The sequence below is a fragment of the uncultured Thermanaerothrix sp. genome (assembly GCF_938028735.1).
GTDB lineage: Bacteria > Chloroflexota > Anaerolineae > Anaerolineales > Anaerolineaceae > Thermanaerothrix.
In genome coordinates, this window is sequence record NZ_CALIMF010000001.1 from 95228 (window position 1) to 111981 (window position 16754).

15 protein-coding genes and 1 riboswitch are annotated in these 16754 nt (G+C 56.1%); of the genes, 8 read left to right on the top strand and 7 right to left on the bottom strand.

Annotation, left to right across the window (positions count from 1 at the left end):
* Window positions 1-91 precede the first annotated feature (91 nt).
* The 4 genes from Q0721_RS00405 to Q0721_RS00420 all read right to left on the bottom strand — a co-directional run bounded on the left by Q0721_RS00405 (window position 92) and on the right by Q0721_RS00420 (window position 3864).
* On the bottom strand, window positions 92-463 hold the full coding sequence (locus tag Q0721_RS00405; RefSeq protein WP_299024153.1) for a DUF86 domain-containing protein: 372 nt from the start codon (window positions 461-463) through the stop codon (window positions 92-94).
* A gap of 380 nt (window positions 464-843) precedes the next feature.
* Window positions 844-1728 (bottom strand): phosphate ABC transporter permease PstA, encoded by an 885-nt coding sequence (pstA, locus tag Q0721_RS00410; protein WP_299024156.1) that lies wholly within the window; start codon window positions 1726-1728, stop codon window positions 844-846.
* A complete protein-coding gene (gene pstC, locus Q0721_RS00415) occupies window positions 1725-2672 on the bottom strand; it encodes a phosphate ABC transporter permease subunit PstC (RefSeq protein ID WP_299024158.1) in 948 nt (315 codons plus the stop codon). Before pstC ends, pstA begins: the two co-directional genes overlap by 4 nt.
* A 91-nt stretch (window positions 2673-2763) precedes the next feature.
* Window positions 2764-3864: a PstS family phosphate ABC transporter substrate-binding protein gene (locus Q0721_RS00420; protein ID WP_299024160.1), complete on the bottom strand. Its 1101-nt coding sequence runs from the start codon at window positions 3862-3864 to the stop codon at window positions 2764-2766.
* A 216-nt stretch (window positions 3865-4080) separates the two neighbouring features.
* Between Q0721_RS00420 and Q0721_RS00425 the strand changes: the two genes are divergently transcribed.
* From Q0721_RS00425 to Q0721_RS00455, 7 genes are all read left to right on the top strand, one after another.
* Window positions 4081-5076: a sugar-binding transcriptional regulator gene (locus Q0721_RS00425; RefSeq protein ID WP_299024162.1), complete on the top strand. Its 996-nt coding sequence runs from the start codon at window positions 4081-4083 to the stop codon at window positions 5074-5076.
* Window positions 5045-6058, top strand: coding sequence for a thiamine pyrophosphate-dependent dehydrogenase E1 component subunit alpha (locus tag Q0721_RS00430; RefSeq protein ID WP_299024164.1), 1014 nt, complete (start codon window positions 5045-5047; stop codon window positions 6056-6058). Before Q0721_RS00425 ends, Q0721_RS00430 begins: the two co-directional genes overlap by 32 nt.
* Window positions 6051-7037 carry an alpha-ketoacid dehydrogenase subunit beta gene (locus Q0721_RS00435; RefSeq protein ID WP_299024166.1) on the top strand — a complete coding sequence of 329 codons (987 nt, stop codon included), beginning with the start codon at window positions 6051-6053 and terminating at the stop codon, window positions 7035-7037. The genes Q0721_RS00430 and Q0721_RS00435 overlap by 8 nt, the downstream gene beginning before the upstream one ends.
* Window positions 7038-7046: 9 nt before the next feature.
* The gene (locus tag Q0721_RS00440; protein ID WP_299024168.1) at window positions 7047-8450 is read left to right on the top strand and encodes a dihydrolipoamide acetyltransferase family protein; all 1404 of its coding nucleotides are present in this window, start codon (window positions 7047-7049) and stop codon (window positions 8448-8450) included.
* 28 nt (window positions 8451-8478) lie between these two features.
* Window positions 8479-8970 (top strand): PTS sugar transporter subunit IIA, encoded by a 492-nt coding sequence (locus Q0721_RS00445; RefSeq protein ID WP_299024170.1) that lies wholly within the window; start codon window positions 8479-8481, stop codon window positions 8968-8970.
* 77 nt (window positions 8971-9047) lie between these two features.
* Window positions 9048-9335 (top strand): PTS sugar transporter subunit IIB, encoded by a 288-nt coding sequence (locus Q0721_RS00450; protein WP_299024172.1) that lies wholly within the window; start codon window positions 9048-9050, stop codon window positions 9333-9335.
* A 68-nt stretch (window positions 9336-9403) separates the two neighbouring features.
* The gene (locus Q0721_RS00455) at window positions 9404-10813 is read left to right on the top strand and encodes a PTS transporter subunit IIC (RefSeq protein ID WP_299024174.1); all 1410 of its coding nucleotides are present in this window, start codon (window positions 9404-9406) and stop codon (window positions 10811-10813) included.
* 78 nt (window positions 10814-10891) lie between these two features.
* Here Q0721_RS00455 and Q0721_RS00460 read toward each other — a convergent pair whose 3' ends face one another.
* Complete coding sequence (locus Q0721_RS00460; RefSeq protein ID WP_299024176.1) at window positions 10892-11881, bottom strand: SufD family Fe-S cluster assembly protein; 990 nt, start codon at window positions 11879-11881, stop codon at window positions 10892-10894.
* Window positions 11878-12636, bottom strand: coding sequence for an ABC transporter ATP-binding protein (locus Q0721_RS00465; protein WP_299024178.1), 759 nt, complete (start codon window positions 12634-12636; stop codon window positions 11878-11880). Before Q0721_RS00465 ends, Q0721_RS00460 begins: the two co-directional genes overlap by 4 nt.
* A 212-nt stretch (window positions 12637-12848) precedes the next feature.
* A riboswitch (SAM riboswitch) is annotated at window positions 12849-12973 on the top strand.
* Between the two features lie 90 nt (window positions 12974-13063).
* On the opposite strand from Q0721_RS00465, the gene metK reads away from it, so the two are divergent.
* Complete coding sequence (gene metK, locus Q0721_RS00470) at window positions 13064-14290, top strand: methionine adenosyltransferase (protein WP_299024180.1); 1227 nt, start codon at window positions 13064-13066, stop codon at window positions 14288-14290.
* 53 nt (window positions 14291-14343) lie between these two features.
* Here the strand turns inward: metK and Q0721_RS00475 are convergent, their stop codons facing one another.
* Window positions 14344-16728, bottom strand: a complete 2385-nt coding sequence (locus Q0721_RS00475) for a DNA translocase FtsK (RefSeq protein ID WP_299024182.1) — start codon at window positions 16726-16728, stop codon at window positions 14344-14346.
* Window positions 16729-16754: the final 26 nt, after the last annotated feature.

Consider the following 16754-nt stretch of genomic DNA (forward strand, 5'->3'; position numbering starts at 1 on the left):
TAGGTGAAGAGCATGAGATGAATTGGTGTAATTTTTACACTAATTCAATTTTAGCCGGAACGGGGGGAATGTCAAGCCAGTAGCATGGACTTTATATCCCCTCATCCAGGTTTTCCGGATGGGCGTTGATCCATTTTTGAAGGGCACTTGCGATACGGGTGATATCGCCAAGTTGATGGGTGCAAATTTCATAAAGTTCTTCTGGGCTGACTTCATGATAAAAATGAACTAGGCGGTTGCGATAGCCAGCCAGAATATTCAACAGAGCACTTTCTTCGGCGTTGATTACGCCATTTTGGTGAAGAGCACGGGCAATTTCTTTGTACTCGCTCACCCCTAAAGCGAAGCCCTTCACTAGGATGTGTCGTCCCAGGTCAAACAAAGCCTCAAGGGCGCGTCGAAGACACAATTCGGCTGCAAAAAGATTGCGGGGGTCCCCGAAGAATTCATCGCGGGATGTCAAGGGCAACCTCTGGATGTGGTCCAGCATATTTGGAGATCCAAGCCAAGCGATCTACGACCACGCGGCGGGAGATTTTCTGGGGCATCATAGGTTTCTGGTGAGGATCATTTGCATACGCTCACGAACAGATCTTCCAGGGCCTGCGCAAATTCCACTTTTTCCCGCACTGCAAGGCGGCGGGCAGGTAAAATGCCAACATCTATATCGCTAGATGAGGCGGGTATGGGTTCGCCGTGCAAGAGGAGGTTTACCGCCGCCTTGGCTTGGCTGCCAAATAAGGTAAACAATAAGGATATTGTAAGCCTCGCATAAATGGGCCAAAGTTGACAGGGTGTTCACACAACTATTATACCCTGCCCGGTGGCGTGTTGCTGGGTCGTTCACCAGCGCTTTTGTAGGCGAATGCGCAAGATAATAGCGGTAGTGTTGAGGAGCAGCAATACCCCTAGAAGCACAATGATGCCGGCAGCGGCAAGTTGCTGGAACTCTTTTTGTGGTAGTGAGATCCAGTTGAAAATCTGGATGGGCAGGACGGTGAAGATATCCAGCGGGCCGCGCAGGTCGAAGCGAATGTAGGTGAGGGCCCCGATAGTGATCAGCGGGGCAGTTTCGCCAATGGCACGAGACATAGCCAGGATGGTGCCGGTCAAAATTCCCGACATTGCGTAAGGTAAGACGTGATCGCGCACAGTCTGCCAAGGCGTGGCTCCCACACCAAAGGCGGCTAGGCGTATGCTGCGCGGCACAGCACGGATGGCTTCGCGCGAGGCGACGATCACCGTGGGCAATATAAGCAGGGTCATGGTCAGGGCACCAGCCAGCAGACTGCGTCCCAAGTTGAGCCCGTACACGAACAACCCTAATCCCAGCAAGCCGTAAATGATCGAGGGTACGCCGGCCAGGTTAGAGATGTTGATCTCAATGAAGCGGGTAAACCAGTTATCCTGAGCGTATTCCTCAAGATAGATGGCCGCCGCAACGCCAATGGGAAAGGAGAGTACGGCCGTAATCACGGCCAGCCAAAGCGTACCCTGGAGGGCAGAGCGCAGCCCCGCCTTCTCCGGAAACCGCGAGGGGAATTGGGTGAAAAGTTCGGGACGCAACCAGGGAAGCCCGTCCAGGAAAACATCAATTAGCAAGGTGAGCAGCACTACAATCCCGATCAGAACGGCCATCAAAGCGAAGAGTTCAAACAATTTTCCGTAACGTTTGCGCTGTTGCAAGCGTTGCAGTTCAACGGGACTGAGAAAATCGCTTGTGTTCATTCGTACACCTCGCGGAAGCGGCGGGTGAGGAAATGACTGATCACATTCATCACCAAGGTCATAAAGAAGAGCATCGCACCCACAGCAAAAATGGTCAGGTAAGCCAAGCTCTGCTGCGGGGTATCCCCCAGGCTGACCTGGACGATATACGCAGTCATGGTTTCGATAGATTCAAGCGGGTTGAGGGTTAGTTTGGGTTGTTGACCAGCGGCAATGGCTACAATCATGGTCTCGCCGATGGCACGTGAGACGGCTAAAATGAAAGAAGCACTAATTCCTGAAAGCGCGGCCGGGACTACGATTTGTGTGGATACCTCCAGTTTGGTGGCGCCCAGGGCGTAAGCAGCATCCCGGAGCGAGCGGGGCACTGCCGAAAGTGCATCCTCAGAAATGGAGGCTACCATGGGCAGGATCATGAACCCCATCACAATGCTGGCGCTGGCGCCGTTGAAAGTCTGAGTCTGGGGGAAAATGGACTTAAGTAGAGGGGTGACAAAGAGCAGTGCAAAGTACCCGTACACTACTGTGGGGATACCCGCCAGGACCTCCAGGATCGGCTTGAGGATACGTCGCATATTCTCTGACGCATATTCGCTCATGTAGATGGCTGCCAGCAGCCCCAGCGGAAGAGCAATAATCATGGCACCTGCCGCAACCAGGACGGTGCCATTGACCAGCGGCCAGATGCCAAATTTCTTAGAGGCGAAAAGGGGGGTCCAGCGCGTTTCGGTGAAGAATTCAACAATGGAGACTTGTTGGAAAAAGAGTATCGTCTCGCGTAGCAGGGTCAAGACGATACCAAGCGTGGTTAGGATTGAGACGGCAGCGCAGATGAGCAGCCCGGTTTGAATCAGGCGCTCAACGGTACGGGGACGGCGCTTGAGGGCTTGAGCAATTGGTGAGGGTGAGGTGGTTGTGAGGGGTGCAGTTTTTGCGGTTTCCATGATGGACCTTCTCCCATGCAAGCCTGGGAAGGGACTATCTGGCCCTTCCCAGGTAGATTTTACATGAAATCTGGTTTTGAGTCAGCGATGGTTACTGCTGCTCTTTGGCCAGCAGATCTGCCAGACTGACGCCCACAGTGGAGCCACGTCCCTCGAAGATCGAGCCGGTGATGCGGTTATCATAGCGCTTTTGGGCCAGTTCGTAGAGTTCAGGGGTCAGGGGGATGTAACCTACTTCTTTGACGATCTTGGAAGCGTTTTTGAGGTAGAAGGCCACAAAGGCACTGATTTCATCCTTCTGATCCACGCGAGCACGGTTGACGTAGATGAAGATGGGACGCGAGAGGGGCTGATAGGTACCGTTGGAGACGGTCTCTAGGGTGGGCAGGACACAGCCGTTTCCATTATCAATGGCGACCAGTTTTAGTTTATCCTTATTCTCCTCGTAGTAAGCCAGACCAAAGAACCCTAAGGCGTTTTCATCTCCCGCTATGCCCTGTACCAGAACATTATCGTCCTCGCTGGGCAAGAAGTCACCCCGGCTAGCCCCCTCTTTGCCGACGATGGCCTGAGTAAAGTAATCGTATGTCCCTGAGTCCGTGCCGGCACCGTAGAGCGTCAGGGGTCGGTCCGGAAAGCCCGCGCGCACCTGGCTCCATTTGGTGATCTTGCCTTCGGCCTCCGGTTCCCAAATTTTCTTTAACTCTTCTACAGTCAGACATTCGACGAAATCATTCTTAGGGTTGACCATTACAGCCAGGCCATCAAATGCCACCGGCAGTTCGATGTACTCAATGCCGTTCTGTTCGCAGAGTTCGGTTTCCGATTCCTTAATCGGGCGGGAGGCGTTAGAAATATCCGTTTCGCCGTTGCAGAATTTCTTGAATCCCCCGCCGGTGCCCGAAATGCCCACCGGGACGCGCACGTTCGGGTATTCAGCCTGGAACTCTTCGGCAATGGCAGCGGTGACGGGCGCGACCGTACTGGAACCATCGATCAAGATAGTGCCTTCAACATCAGCCGCACTAGTCGGGGCGGGAGTGGCGGTAATGACCTGTGGTGTACCCTGAACAATGCGAGTGATTTCAATGACTGTCGGCTCGGAAGGTGCAGGGGTGGCTGCCGGAGCACAGGCGCTGGCCACAATGGCGATTACGAAGAGTAAACTTACCAGACGAAATAACTTACGCATGGGTCTTCTCCTCTCGTTTTGGATGAGATTGTTTCGCATCTCAGTATAAACGAGGCGTGTTAAGGTTGCTCGAAAGACGGTTTAAGAATGGGTTAAGGATTAGGTGGCAATGTTTTCACATTTGTGAATTATATTCACAAATGACTTGTCAAGGCATGGATAATTCTTATAATCGCAATTAGCCTCCATTCGTATTTGCCGGGTTTGAGAATGTTGATGAACGCAGATCGTCTGGATCTGCTAGCGCGGATTGCCGAGATGTACTATGAAGCCAATCTGACGCAGGACCAGATTGCCAAAATTACCGGCTATTCGCGCTCAATGGTGTCGCGCCTGCTAACCGAGGCCCGGCGGCAAGGAGTGGTCGAGATTCGCATCAACCATCCCATGCAGCGACGCCGGGATCTTGAACAAGCCCTGCAGGCACATCTAAATCTAGACGAAGCGTGGGTGATGGCGCGGGGAACGCTGGCCCATAGTGAGATGCTGCGTCGCTTAGGTGTGCTGGCAGCGCGGTTTTTAGAGACCTATCTGCACGACTATATGACGCTGGGGACTTCGTGGGGCACGGCGGTTTATGAAACGGTGAATGCGCTGCAACCGCGCACGTTTCACGGTATCCGTGTAGTGCAGATGATTGGGGCTTTGGGCACTCCTAACCCGGATATTGATGGTCCTGAACTGGCGCGGCGCATGGCCCGTGCCCTAACTGGTCAGTACGCCACACTGCCGGTGCCGCTAATTGTGGACAGTGAGGCTACCCGTCAGTCGCTGATGCGGGCGCCCCATGTGCAGCGCGTAACTCAGTTCTTCCGTCAAATTGATCTGGCGTTGGTTGGTGTTGGGACGGTAGAACCCGAGCATGCCAGCCTCCTGCGCGCTGGCTACCTGACCGCCGAACAATTGGAGGGTCTGCGCGCCGCCGGCGCGGTGGGAGATGTGTGTGCTATTCACATTGCCCTGGATGGCTCGCTGGTGGATACCCCGTTGACCCGCTGTATTCTGGGCATTGACGCAGAGACCTTACGCCGTGTCTCCATTCGTATCGGGGTGGCCGGAGGGCAAGCCAAGGCTTTGCCGATCCTCGCCGCCAGCCGCTCCGGGCTGATTAATCGTCTGGTGACCGACGAGGTTGCCGCAACCTTTGCTTTACGTGTATTGGAGGAAGGATCTTTGTCATATGTCAACGCAACCGAACCTGATGGTAATTGAGAATACGATTCCAGTGGATCATGACCAGTTATTAACCGAACTGGGACGTGACCAGGCTCTGGATATGTTAGCGACCATGTGCCTGATCCGTGCCTTTGAAGAAAAGGCTGAGGATCTCTTTGCCCGGGGGATGGTGCATGGCACAATGCACCTCTCGATTGGCCAGGAAGCCGTGGCAGTTGGCGCTACCCGTGCCATGCAGAAAGGAGACTACTTACTTAACCATCACCGCGGACATGGGCACTGCTTGGCCTGGGGGAGCGATGTAAACCTGATGATGGCCGAGTTCCTGGGTAAGGAAACCGGCTACTGCCGTGGGCGTGGCGGCTCAATGCACATCGCCAATGTGGAGGCGAACAACCTCGGTGCCAACGGCATTGTGGGGGGTGGGATTCCCATCTCGGTGGGGGTGGGGTTGAGCATCAAAATGCGCCGCACTCACCAGGTCTGCCTGACCATCTTTGGGGACGGAGCGGCCAATGAAGGTGCATTCCATGAGTCGCTGAACATGGCCAGTATTTGGGATTTGCCGGTGGTGTACCTGTGTGAGAACAACCAATATGCCATGTCTATGCCGATGACCAAGGCGTTCAACATCGAACGCATTAGCCAGCGAGCATGTGCCTATGGTATTCCTGGCATAACGGTGGATGGTAATGATGTGTTGGCCGTCTACGCCGCCGTGCGCCAGGCGGCAGAACGTGCCCGCAGTGGGCAGGGTCCGACCCTGGTAGAGGCTGTGACCTATCGCTGGCGTGGGCACTCCAAGAGCGATCGTCAGGCTTATCGCACCCGTGAGGAAGTCAAGGCCTGGCAACAGCGCGATCCAATTCGCCGCTTTGCCGGCCTACTGGGTTTGAGTGAGCAGGAATTGGCGGTTTATATATCCGAAGCGCAGCGCAAAGTGGAGGCGGCGGTTGCATTTGCCCAGGCCAGTCCCGAACCCGATGTGAGCACCATTCTTGAGGGTGTCTATGCGTGAGATTACTTACGTCGAAGCCATCCGCGAAGCCCTGGCCCAGAAAATGGCCGAGGATCCAACGGTTTTTCTCATCGGTGAGGATATCGGCATTTATGGGGGGGCCTTTGGGGCGACCGCGGGGTTAATTGAGCAATTTGGCGAAGAGCGGGTCATTGATACCCCGATTTCGGAAGCCGGAATTGCCGGCGCCTGTATTGGCGCCGCGCTGACCGGGATGCGTCCGGTGGGCGAGATCCAGTTCATGGACTTTGTGACCCTGAGCATGGAGCAGTTAGTACTCCAGGCCGCCAAGATTCGCTTTATGTTTGGGGGCAAGGCCAAAGTGCCGTTTGTGCTACGTATGCCAGGGGGTTCGGGCACGGGTGCGGCGGCGCAGCATTCTGAAAGCCTGGAGAATTGGTTTGTCCATGTGCCGGGGTTGAAAGTAGTCATGCCCAGTACCCCTTATGATGCCAAGGGGTTATTAATTGCAGCCATTGAAGACGACAATCCAGTCATTTTTGTCGAGCACAAATTGCTCTATAAAGTCAAAGGGCCAGTACCCGAAGAAATGTATCGCATTCCACTGGGGCAAAGTCACATTGTGCGCGAAGGGAAAGACTTGACCATCGTAGCCACTTCGGTCATGGTGCAACGCGCCTTACAAGCCGCCGAGCAGTTGCAGGCAGAGGGCATTGAAGTGGAGATCATTGACCCGCGCACGCTACGTCCGCTGGATGATGTTCCGATTATCCGTTCGGTGAAGAAGACCGGGCGTGCCCTGGTGGTACATGAGGCGGTCAAAATGGGTGGGTTTGGCGGCGAGATCGTTGCGCGCATCGTCGAGAGCGAGGCATTTGACTATCTGGAAGCCCCGGTGCGTCGCTTAGCGGGCTTGGATATCCCGATCCCTTATAACCGTACCCTGGAGTATCACGCTGTGCCTCAGGTAGAAAACATCGTGGAAGAAGCCCGTAAATTGGTCAAAGGGGTTTACTAGGAGGGAAGCGTGGCGCACGAAGTGATCATGCCCAAGTTTGGCTTTACCCAGGAGACAGCGGAAATCGTGCGCTGGCTTAAGCACGAAGGGGACGTGGTTGAGCAGGGTGAACCGATTGCCGAAGTGACGACGGATAAAGTCAACATGGAAGTGGAGGCCCCCGCCAGCGGCATTCTGGCTGGCGTGCGTTACCAGGAAGGGGAGGTGGTGCCGGTCACCCAGGTGATCGCCTATATCCTGCAGCCTGGTGAGGCCTTGCCGGGAGGTGCGCCTGCTTCTGCCGCTGCAGGAACTCCGCCTCAAGAGGTTGCCTTCCCCGCCGAAAAGCCGGTTGAGGGCGAGGGGGTGCGGGTTACCCCCGTGGCAGCGCGCCTGGCTGAAGTGGCGGGGGTGGATCCGAGCCAAATCCAGGGGAGTGGGCCGGGGGGGCGGGTCACGCGCAAAGATGTTGAGGCCTACTTGGCCAGCCGGCAAGAAGTTGAGGGTAAGGTGCGGGCTGTACCTGCAGCGCGACGGTTGGCGCGTGAGCTGGGGGTAGATTTGAACCAAGTGGCAGGAAGCGGTCCCCAAGGGCGCATTCAATCGGAGGATGTGCAACGTGCCTATGCTACGCGGGCTCAAACCGTTGCTACGGTTCCTGAGATTGCCCCTGAAGTGGCAAGGCCGGTCGCTCCTGCGCCGAGTGGAGAGACCTTTGGCGTGCAAACGCCGATTGCTCAGGTCATCCCGTTGGCCGGGATGCGCAAGGTTATTGCCCAGCGCATGCAGCAGAGCGCTCAAAATGCCCCGCATATCCACCTGGAGATCACCGTGGACGCCACAGCCGCAGAGGCCCTGCGGGCACGCGCAAATCAGCGCTTGAAAGAGGGGCAAACCAAGGTTAGCCTAACTGCTGTCATTGCACGGGCATGTGCCTGGGCGCTGACCCAGCACCCGCGACTGAACGCCTGGCTGGCGAATACACCGCAAGGCGAACAAATCTTGATTCCTGCCCAGGTTAACTTGGGAATTGCCGTGGCGGTGGAGGAGGGATTGATTGTCCCGGTGGTGCGGGATGCTGCGCGGAAGAACCTACTGCAACTGGCGGGTGAGATCGGGGATCTGGTGGAACGGGCACGGGGCAATCGCCTGAGGCCCGAAGATGTTGTTGAGGGCACTTTTACCATCTCTAACCTGGGCATGTTGGGGATAGAACGCTTTACGGCCATTATCAATCCGCCGCAGGTGGCTATTCTGGCGGTGGGGAGTCTGCGACGGGAGGTGGTGGCCGATGCGGAGGGGAAGATTCAGGTACGCCCCGTATTCAGCCTAACTCTGTGCGCTGACCATCGGGTGGTGGATGGGGCAGTGGCCGCGCGCTTTCTGGCGGATTTGCGGGAGGCGCTGGAGCAACCCGAGGTGATGGTGGTGTGAGACTTACAATTTTTAGACCGGAGGGAGTGTGGACTCAACTTTATTAAATCTGCTAGACTTATTAGCGCCGGAGGCGGTTGCGCTTAACTTTCCAGCCACCTCGGCTGAGGCGGTCATCCGACACCTGGCAGCAGCATTGTTCAAGGGGGGGTATGTGCGGGAGACATTTGCCGAGGCGGCGCTGGAGCGCGAAGCGCGGCTGCCAACGGGTCTGCGACTCTCGGGCGAAATTCATGCGGCGATCCCGCACACGGACATTGAACATGTCATCCGCCCGGCTGTGGGGCTGGCAACCTTGCCTACGCCAGTGGTGTTTCAGAACATGATTGATCCCACAGATGCTGTTCCGGTGCGTCTGGTCTTCTTGCTAGCCTTGGAGCAGCCTAAGTCACAAGTCGAGATGCTACAACAAGTGGCCACCATTTTACAGAATCCCCAGGTCGTTAGTGAACTGGTTGCTGCACAAACACTAGAGGAGGTGCGGCGGGTACTGGCGCAGGTAGTGCCTACGCAATCGTGAATGTTGGTGATTTGTAGTTTTATCGCTGATACCCATCAAATCCCATCCTTCTAAACCTGATCTGTGAGGAGGTTAACGTGAGCAAACCTAAAGTCGTTCTGGTGGCCTGCGGTACAGCCATTGCAACTTCCACTGTGGTAGCCCATGCCATTGAAGAAGAAATGAAGAAGCGGGGGATCAACATTACAACCCGTCAGTGCAAAGCGACAGAAGTGCCGAGCCTGGCTGCCGATGCCGACCTGATCGTCACAACCACCCCGCTGCCTTCAAATCTTGGCAAACCCGTGATTCAAACCCTGGCGTTTCTCACGGGAATCGGAAAGGAGGAGGTGTTAAGGCAGATTGAAGAGATCCTGAAACAATAATTCCCCTATCTTGATCGTTAATCTTTCACGATCCCCGTTTTTTATTTCAATCCTCTCAGGAGGCAAAAATGGAAGCCGTACTAAGTGCGATTAAGACGTTGTTTGACACGCTCGGCGCCACTGTCATGCTCCCCATCATTATCTTCTTGCTGGCTTTGATCCTGGGCGCCAAGCCAGGGCGGGCTTTCCGCGCTGCCGTCACCATCGGTGTGGCTTTCGTCGGTATCAACCTGGTCATTGGCTTAATGTGGACCAACCTGACCGCGGTGGCGCAGGCCATCGTGAAAAACACCGGCGTCACCCGCGATGTGGTGGATGTGGGTTGGCCTTCAGCCGCTGCCATTGCCTTCGGCTCTTCGGTGGGGTTGTGGGTGATTCCGTTAACCCTGGTGGTTAACCTGGTGCTGCTGACCTTGCGCCTGACCCGCACCCTGAATGTGGATGTGTGGAACTACTGGCACTTTGCTTTCATCGGCTCGCTCATTGTAGCCGGTACTGGCAATCTGCTGTACGGGTTGATCGGTGCGGCGTTAGCGGCAGCCCTGGCGCTTTTCCTGGGTGACTGGACGGCCAAAGCGGTGCAGAAGTTTTACAGCCTGCCGGGTATTTCTATCCCCCACTTGACCTCTGCTCCCATCGTGCCTATCGCGATTGCCACCAACTGGGTCATTGAACGCATCCCAGGGTTGCGCGATGCTGAGTGGGATACTGAGACCATCCGCAAGCGTTTGGGTGTCTTTGGTGAGCCGGTTATTTTGGGCCTGGTCATCGGTCTGGTATTGGGTGCCATCGCTTTCTACAATGCGGGTGATGCGGTGACGGTGCTGGCCAAAGTCCTGGGGGCCGGCATTAACCTGGCTGCTGTTATGTTGCTGCTCCCGCGCATGGTGGCAATCCTGATGGAAGGCTTGATCCCGATCTCTGAGTCGGCACGTGAGTTCATGCAGAAGCGCGCGGGTGGCGATCGCGAGTTCTACATTGGCCTCGACTCGGCCATCCTGATCGGCCATCCGGCCGCGATTGCTAGTGCGCTAGTGCTTGTTCCGATTGCCATTTTGCTCAGCATCATCCTGCCGGGTAACCGCGTCATCCTTTTTGCCGACTTGGCCGTAATCCCCTTCGTGGTGGCTATGACGGCGCCGGTGATGCGCGGGAATGTGCTGCGCATCGTTATCGCCGGGACGATTACCCTGGCAATTGGCTTCTACATCGCTACCTCCATGGCACCGCTCTTCACTTCCGCGGCGGTGGCCTCCGGCTTTTCACTGCCTGAAGGCGCAGTGCAGATTACCAGCATCGCAGATGGTTTCCTGTGGCCGCCATTCCTCTTCGTCCGCACAGTGATGGGGCTGGGTGCGCTGGGGCTGTTGGTTCTAGCGGCTTTGCTGGGTGTGGCGTTCTTCTTATTCCTGCGCAACACCAAAGCCTGGGAAGTGGCTGCGGGTGCACCTGCAGAGGTCTCGGCTTCGGCTGACTAACGCCAATCTCCGCTTCATTTTTGGAACAGCCCGGGTGCGCCCTGGGCTGTTCTGCTAGTTGGACTGTTACGACTATGGTTAGCGCATCAGCCCGCGGATGATCAAATCCACCGCTTCATCTTCGCTCAGTCCCCGCGCCATCAGCGTTTCCAGTTCCTTGCGGTTGACAGTACCAATGGCAGCTTCGTGGGTGACTTGCGCCTGATCGTGGCGAACGATGACTAAAGGATTGTTACTGGCCTGGGCTTGTCCGCGCACGATCTCGGTGCAATCCATGTGTCCGCGGGCACCTGGGGCGTTCCCCTCAGTGACCGTATCTACCCGACTTTGGGCGCGATCCTGGACGGCAATGCGTGTGCGGGTCAGACCACGAGCACCAGGGCCATCCAAGACGACCACTTCGCGCACGTGGATGGTATCCTCGCTCTTGCCATAGGCTTTGGTGACCAGTTCCGCTACACCACCGGCGCCAACGCGCACGTGGTAATCTAGGCGCAGATCACCCACCCGCCCCCGTGTCAGGGCAAAGGTGGTGATGAAGTGTCCGCCATCCTCAACCCTTACCTCGGCCTGGGGCACGACCACCGTCCCGCCGTAAGGGCCGTGAAAGTGCTCTTCAGCATAAGTCAGGCTGGCCTGACGGCCCACCTGAATGCGTGCTTGCATGCGGTGCTCAACTTTGACGGCATTGGGGAACGAACAGTGTGCCAGGAAGCGCACCTGGGCATAGTCGCCGATCTCATAATCGGCAACAATCTCTTGAATGCCCTCTGCCGGTAGCAACCCAAAGCACAGGTGGACAGGTTGGGCGAGGCGAGTGTGAGGTTCAACCCAAATACGGGCACGGACGCCGTGGGGCAAGCTCTCGGCCCTAAAGTGCACACCAGGAATTTCATGAGCAACTAAGACTTGGTTAGCGGAAATGACCAGGGTGGCAACTTGAGGCAGCTCAAGCACCTTGGGATCGCCGCCGGCCTGTTGATAGGCATCCATCATGGCCTTGAGTTCACCCGCCCAGGCTGGAGCGATCTCGCCAGAGGGTGGAGTAAAGCGGATTGCGTGGGTCATGGTTGGTTCTCCTTGGATTCGAGGCCCAAAGTCATGGGTTCCGGCGGCATAGGGTGCCGTTGGCAATGTTCGCGGTAGAAGCGCCGTGTTTCTTCCGCATTGCCAACATAAGCAATGCTGCCCAGGCACATCAGGGAAGCACTATCGCCGATTTCGGCCAATTCATCGCGGTGGGTAATGAGTAAAACAGTGCTTCCTTCATCGGCCATGCGTCGAATCAGGCGCTCTATATCCGTCAGAGAAAGCGTATCAATGCCGGAGTCCGGTTCATCGAGAATGGCCAGGCGTGGGCGCATTGCATACACGGCGGCCAATTCAATGCGCTTGCGCTCGCCACCGGAGAGGGTTTTATCCACCGCTCGATAGGCATATTGAGCCGGGGGGAGGGCCACGGCTTCAAGAGCTTCTAACACGCGTTGCCGGCTCGACTCTTTCATGCCTAGACTAATATATTTACCCACTGGGATGCCCTCGAAGCGGGCCGGTTCTTGCCAGGCAAGAGTAATCCCCAAACGCGCACGTTCTGAAAGGCTCAGTCCGGTGATGTCGCGGCCCTCAAAGAGGATTTGACCGCGGTCAGGGGTGTAACCACTGCATCCCATAATGGTGTATGCAAGCGTAGACTTCCCCGAACCGTTAAGGCCCAACAGTACATGAATCTCCCCTGGTTTCAGGGCCAAGTTGACATTATTCAACAGCACATGACCCTCGCGGGCCAAGTACAAATCTTTTATCTCGAGCAAATAGGGTTGCATGAAACTGCCTTTAAAGGTAATATTATTCTAGAAAAAGAATATAATCCAAATGAGGTCTTTTTACCAGTTCCATTTGTCATTTAAAGACTCTCGCTTTGTCACCGATTATATTTGCCCCGGAACGCAACAAGGCAGTAAATAAGGATCATCCTTTACATTCGAGGGGGGGTGTGATAATATATTGTTGACAATTGAATAGCCTTTACAGGCACCTCTTATCCAGAGAGGCGGAGGGACCGGCCCGATGAAGCCTCGACAACCTGGGTGCGTATGATGTGGGCGCATACGCATCCAAGGTGCCAAGTCCGGCAGAAAGTCAATTTCTGGAAGATAAGAGGGCAGCCTACACGAGTGTAGTGATTGCCCCTCCTTATCCCAGAAGGGGCATTTTCTTTTTCTAAAATCTCTTTAGGAGGTAGACCCGAAAATGAACACGTCTTTCATGAATTCGCCTCGGTACCTGTTCACCTCGGAATCGGTGACCGAGGGGCATCCTGATAAAATGTGTGATCAAATCAGTGATGCTGTGTTGGATGCCTGTCTGGCGCAGGACCCGTACTCACGCGTGGCCTGCGAAACCGCGACCAAGACCGGCTTTGTGATGCTTCTGGGCGAAATTACCACCCGCGCCACGATTAACTTCGATCAGTTAGCGCGTAAGGTGATCCTCGATATCGGCTATGATGATTCGAGTAAATCCTTTGATGGTAATACCTGTGCGGTGCAGGTGGCGATCAGTCAGCAATCGGGCGATATTGCCATGGGGGTAGATCAGGCCTTGGAAGCCAAGACCGGTGAGATGACGGATGCCGAAATTGAGAAGATCGGTGCGGGTGATCAGGGAATGATGTTTGGCTATGCCTGTAACGAAACCCCAGTGCTAATGCCTATGCCGATCTATCTGGCGCATAAACTCACGCGGCGCCTGGCCGAAGTGCGTAAAAACGGTATCCTGCCATGGCTGCGCCCAGACGGCAAATCTCAGGTCACAATTGAATACCACTACGGTAAGCCGGCACGGGTTCATACGGTGCTGATCAGTGCTCAACATGCACCAGAGATTACCCAACAGCAGGTGCGCGAGGCGATCATTGAGCATGTGATTCTGCCGGTGTTACCTCCGCATATGGTGGATCGAGAGATGAAGATTTACGTTAACCCCACTGGGCGCTTTGTCATTGGCGGTCCATTAGGGGATGCTGGTGTGACTGGGCGCAAGATCATCGTAGATACCTATGGTGGGATGGGGCGCCATGGTGGCGGTGCCTTCAGCGGTAAAGACCCCACGAAAGTAGATCGCTCGGGTGCTTATGCTGCACGTTATGTGGCTAAGAACATTGTAGCGGCAGGTTTGGCGGAGCGCTGCGAGATCCAGGTCGCTTACGCTATTGGTGTGGCACGTCCGTTAAGCATCAATGTTGAGACCTTTGGTACTGGCTTGATCCCCGATGAGGAAATTGTGCGCCTGGTTGAGACTTACTTTGATCTCCGCCCAGGCGCGATCATCCGTGATCTGGATTTGCGGCGCCCTATCTATCGGCAGGTTGCTGCTTATGGACACTTTGGCCGCGATGATCTTGACCTGACGTGGGAACGTACCGATAAGGCTGAACTCCTGCGTGAAGCAGCGGGCTTGAAAGTAGTTGCCTCTTAGAGAGTATTATTTGCGCTACCAGTAGCCGGTTGCAGGCCTCTGCGACCGGCTTTTTAATCCTCGGCGGGGGGAGCGGCTGGCCCGTAATCGAGCACCTCGCGGATAGGTGAATTCGGCAAGGCAGGAGAGATAATTCCTCGTTCTTCCATAGCGTCGATCAGCCGGGCAGCGCGGGTATAACCAATGCGTAGTCGGCGCTGTAACATAGTGACCGAAGCCCGCCCCTCGCGCCGCACGAGGTCAATCGCTTCCTGCAGGAGTGGATCGCCTTGCTCGGTATTCCATAGTTCACCCTGCTTGAGAGGAACGTGAGGTGGGAGGAGATCTACAGCTGTTTCACCGCTAGCGCTAGGGGAGGGGAGCACAGTCTGTTGAGCCGCCGCGGTGCGCCAGTAATCCACCAGGCGTTGAATTTCGGCCTCGGAGACAAATGTGCCCTGAAGCCGGACGGGAGCAGCCGCATCAGGGGCCTGAAAGAGCATATCGCCACGCCCTAGCAAACGCTCTGCGCCGGGCTGATCGAGAATGACGCGGCTGTCAATCGAAGAGGCCACGGCAAAAGCAATCCGCGCCGGGAAGTTGGCCTTGATCAGTCCGGTGACAACGTCCACAGAAGGACGCTGGGTAGCCAGGATCAGGTGAATTCCGGTCGCCCGTGCCAGTTGGGCCAGGCGGGTAATACTACGTTCGGTCTCATCCGGGGCTAACATCATCAGGTCAGCCAGTTCATCAATCACGGCAACCAAATAAGGCAATGGTGGGGAGTGGCGAACATTATATTCTTGTAAATTACGTACCCCAACCTGGGCAAATTTATGGTAGCGGGCATCCATCTCACGTTGCAACCATTGCAGAGCGCCAATCACGCGCTCGGTATCCACCACCACGGGCGTCAACAGGTGGGGAATGCCGTTGTAACCGGTGAGTTCAACCCGCTTAGGGTCAACCAGCACCAGGCGCAAGTCCGCTGGCGTGTTATGGAGCAACAGACAGGTGAGGATGGCATTAACGCAGACCGATTTACCTGAGCCAGTGGTCCCAGCAATCAGCAAATGGGGCATAGCGGCCAGATCAGCGGCAATCGGACGTCCAGCTACATCCTTGCCCAGAGCAAAGCGCAAGGGGGAACGTAGGCGCTTGAATGCTTCGCTCTCAATCACCTCGCGCAACGCCACACGGCTGATCTCGATATTAGGGACTTCAATACCCACATAATGTTTACCCGGCACAGGCGCCTGAATGCGGATGCGCGGCGCGGCTAACGCCAGCGCCAGGTCATCGGCCAATGAAACAATGCGACTGACCCGCACACGGGTGCGTCCACTGCGCGTTTCGATGAAATCCGGCTCGACCCCAAAACGGGTAACGGTAGGACCGTGAGAGATATCCACCACATGGGCGGGGGCCCCGAATGAAGCCAGCGTCTCTTCGATGATTTTAGCGCGCTCATGGTCCAAATTGTCCTGGGCAGCGGCGGGGGTGGGTGGGTCGAGAATTTGGTCCAGCGCTGGTAACATCCAGGGAGAGGGAGGCAGAGGTTCAGAAGAGGAAGAGGCTTCAGCATTGGCTGGGGGTGCAGAAGCGGTAGGAGCCATCTCGGTGGTGGGTTCGGCAGCGTGTGCCCGGCGCGGCTTTGCCGAAACAGGGCTGCGCGGCGTGACTCCCGGCAGGGGTTGAAACTCGGGAGGAAGAGGCTCGTCTGTCTTTGGGGCGGGCGAGGAGGACGAGGTGGGATGCCGAGGAAGTGACAATCCGCTACGCTTGGTCATTGCCGTCTGCCAGGCTTTGCTCAGGCGCTGGATCAGCACGGTGAGAGAGGTGTCGGTGATCAGCATCAGGCTAAAGCCCAGCCAGGCCAGGAGCACCACTCCCGTCCCCATAGGCCCTAAGGCGTCATTAAGCAGCGAAAGGGTGCGTTCTCCAAGCCATCCACCCCCTTTACCTTGGCCAACTAGGATTAGGTTGCTGCTGAGCCAGTGTAGCCAAGTCAATAAATTCCAGTAGAGTAACCCCAAACCGACCAGGCGTGGCGCTGAAGGTAGTGGGAGGCGCTCAATACGGCGCAAGATCAGCCAGATGCCGGTGATCATCATCGCAAAAGGCACCGCGAGGCTTCCCCAGCCCAAGAACCGCCGTAGGGCGTTCAGAAGAACCTGACTTACCGTCCCATTCTGAGGTGAGATCAGGCTCAAGAACAGCCCTAAGCCAGTTAAGGTTAGGAAGACGCCCAGCGCATCCATTTTGTGTTCCGGAGAGATGCGTTTCCATAGGCTCCGCAAACGGACGAGCAGGTGCGGTGAACGGCTGGGTGCTTGGGCTGCCGTTTTTCGTCGTGATACGGTGCGTGTTTTGGGTTGGGCACCTCGCGGACGCGGAAGTCGCTCCCCAGCCCGGCCTTTGCGCGAGGAAGGCTTGCGGGTCTTGGCTTGTGGGCTCATAGATACCCTAAAAAATGGGCGGATTT

Bases quoted from the DNA above. Each gene is read 5' to 3' on its own strand.
- pstA (WP_299024156.1), bottom strand. From the start codon at position 1,728: ATGAACACAAGCGATTTTCTCAGTCCCGTTGAACTGCAACGCTTGCAA.
- pstC (WP_299024158.1), bottom strand. From the start codon at position 2,672: ATGGAAACCGCAAAAACTGCACCCCTCACAACCACCTCACCCTCACCA.
- Q0721_RS00420 (WP_299024160.1), bottom strand. From the start codon at position 3,864: ATGCGTAAGTTATTTCGTCTGGTAAGTTTACTCTTCGTAATCGCCATT.
- Q0721_RS00425 (WP_299024162.1), top strand. From the start codon at position 4,081: ATGAACGCAGATCGTCTGGATCTGCTAGCGCGGATTGCCGAGATGTAC.
- Q0721_RS00430 (WP_299024164.1), top strand. From the start codon at position 5,045: ATGTCAACGCAACCGAACCTGATGGTAATTGAGAATACGATTCCAGTG.
- Q0721_RS00435 (WP_299024166.1), top strand. From the start codon at position 6,051: ATGCGTGAGATTACTTACGTCGAAGCCATCCGCGAAGCCCTGGCCCAG.
- Q0721_RS00455 (WP_299024174.1), top strand. From the start codon at position 9,404: ATGGAAGCCGTACTAAGTGCGATTAAGACGTTGTTTGACACGCTCGGC.
- Q0721_RS00460 (WP_299024176.1), bottom strand. From the start codon at position 11,881: ATGACCCACGCAATCCGCTTTACTCCACCCTCTGGCGAGATCGCTCCA.
- Q0721_RS00465 (WP_299024178.1), bottom strand. From the start codon at position 12,636: ATGCAACCCTATTTGCTCGAGATAAAAGATTTGTACTTGGCCCGCGAG.
- metK (WP_299024180.1), top strand. From the start codon at position 13,064: ATGAACACGTCTTTCATGAATTCGCCTCGGTACCTGTTCACCTCGGAA.
- Q0721_RS00475 (WP_299024182.1), bottom strand. From the start codon at position 16,728: ATGAGCCCACAAGCCAAGACCCGCAAGCCTTCCTCGCGCAAAGGCCGG.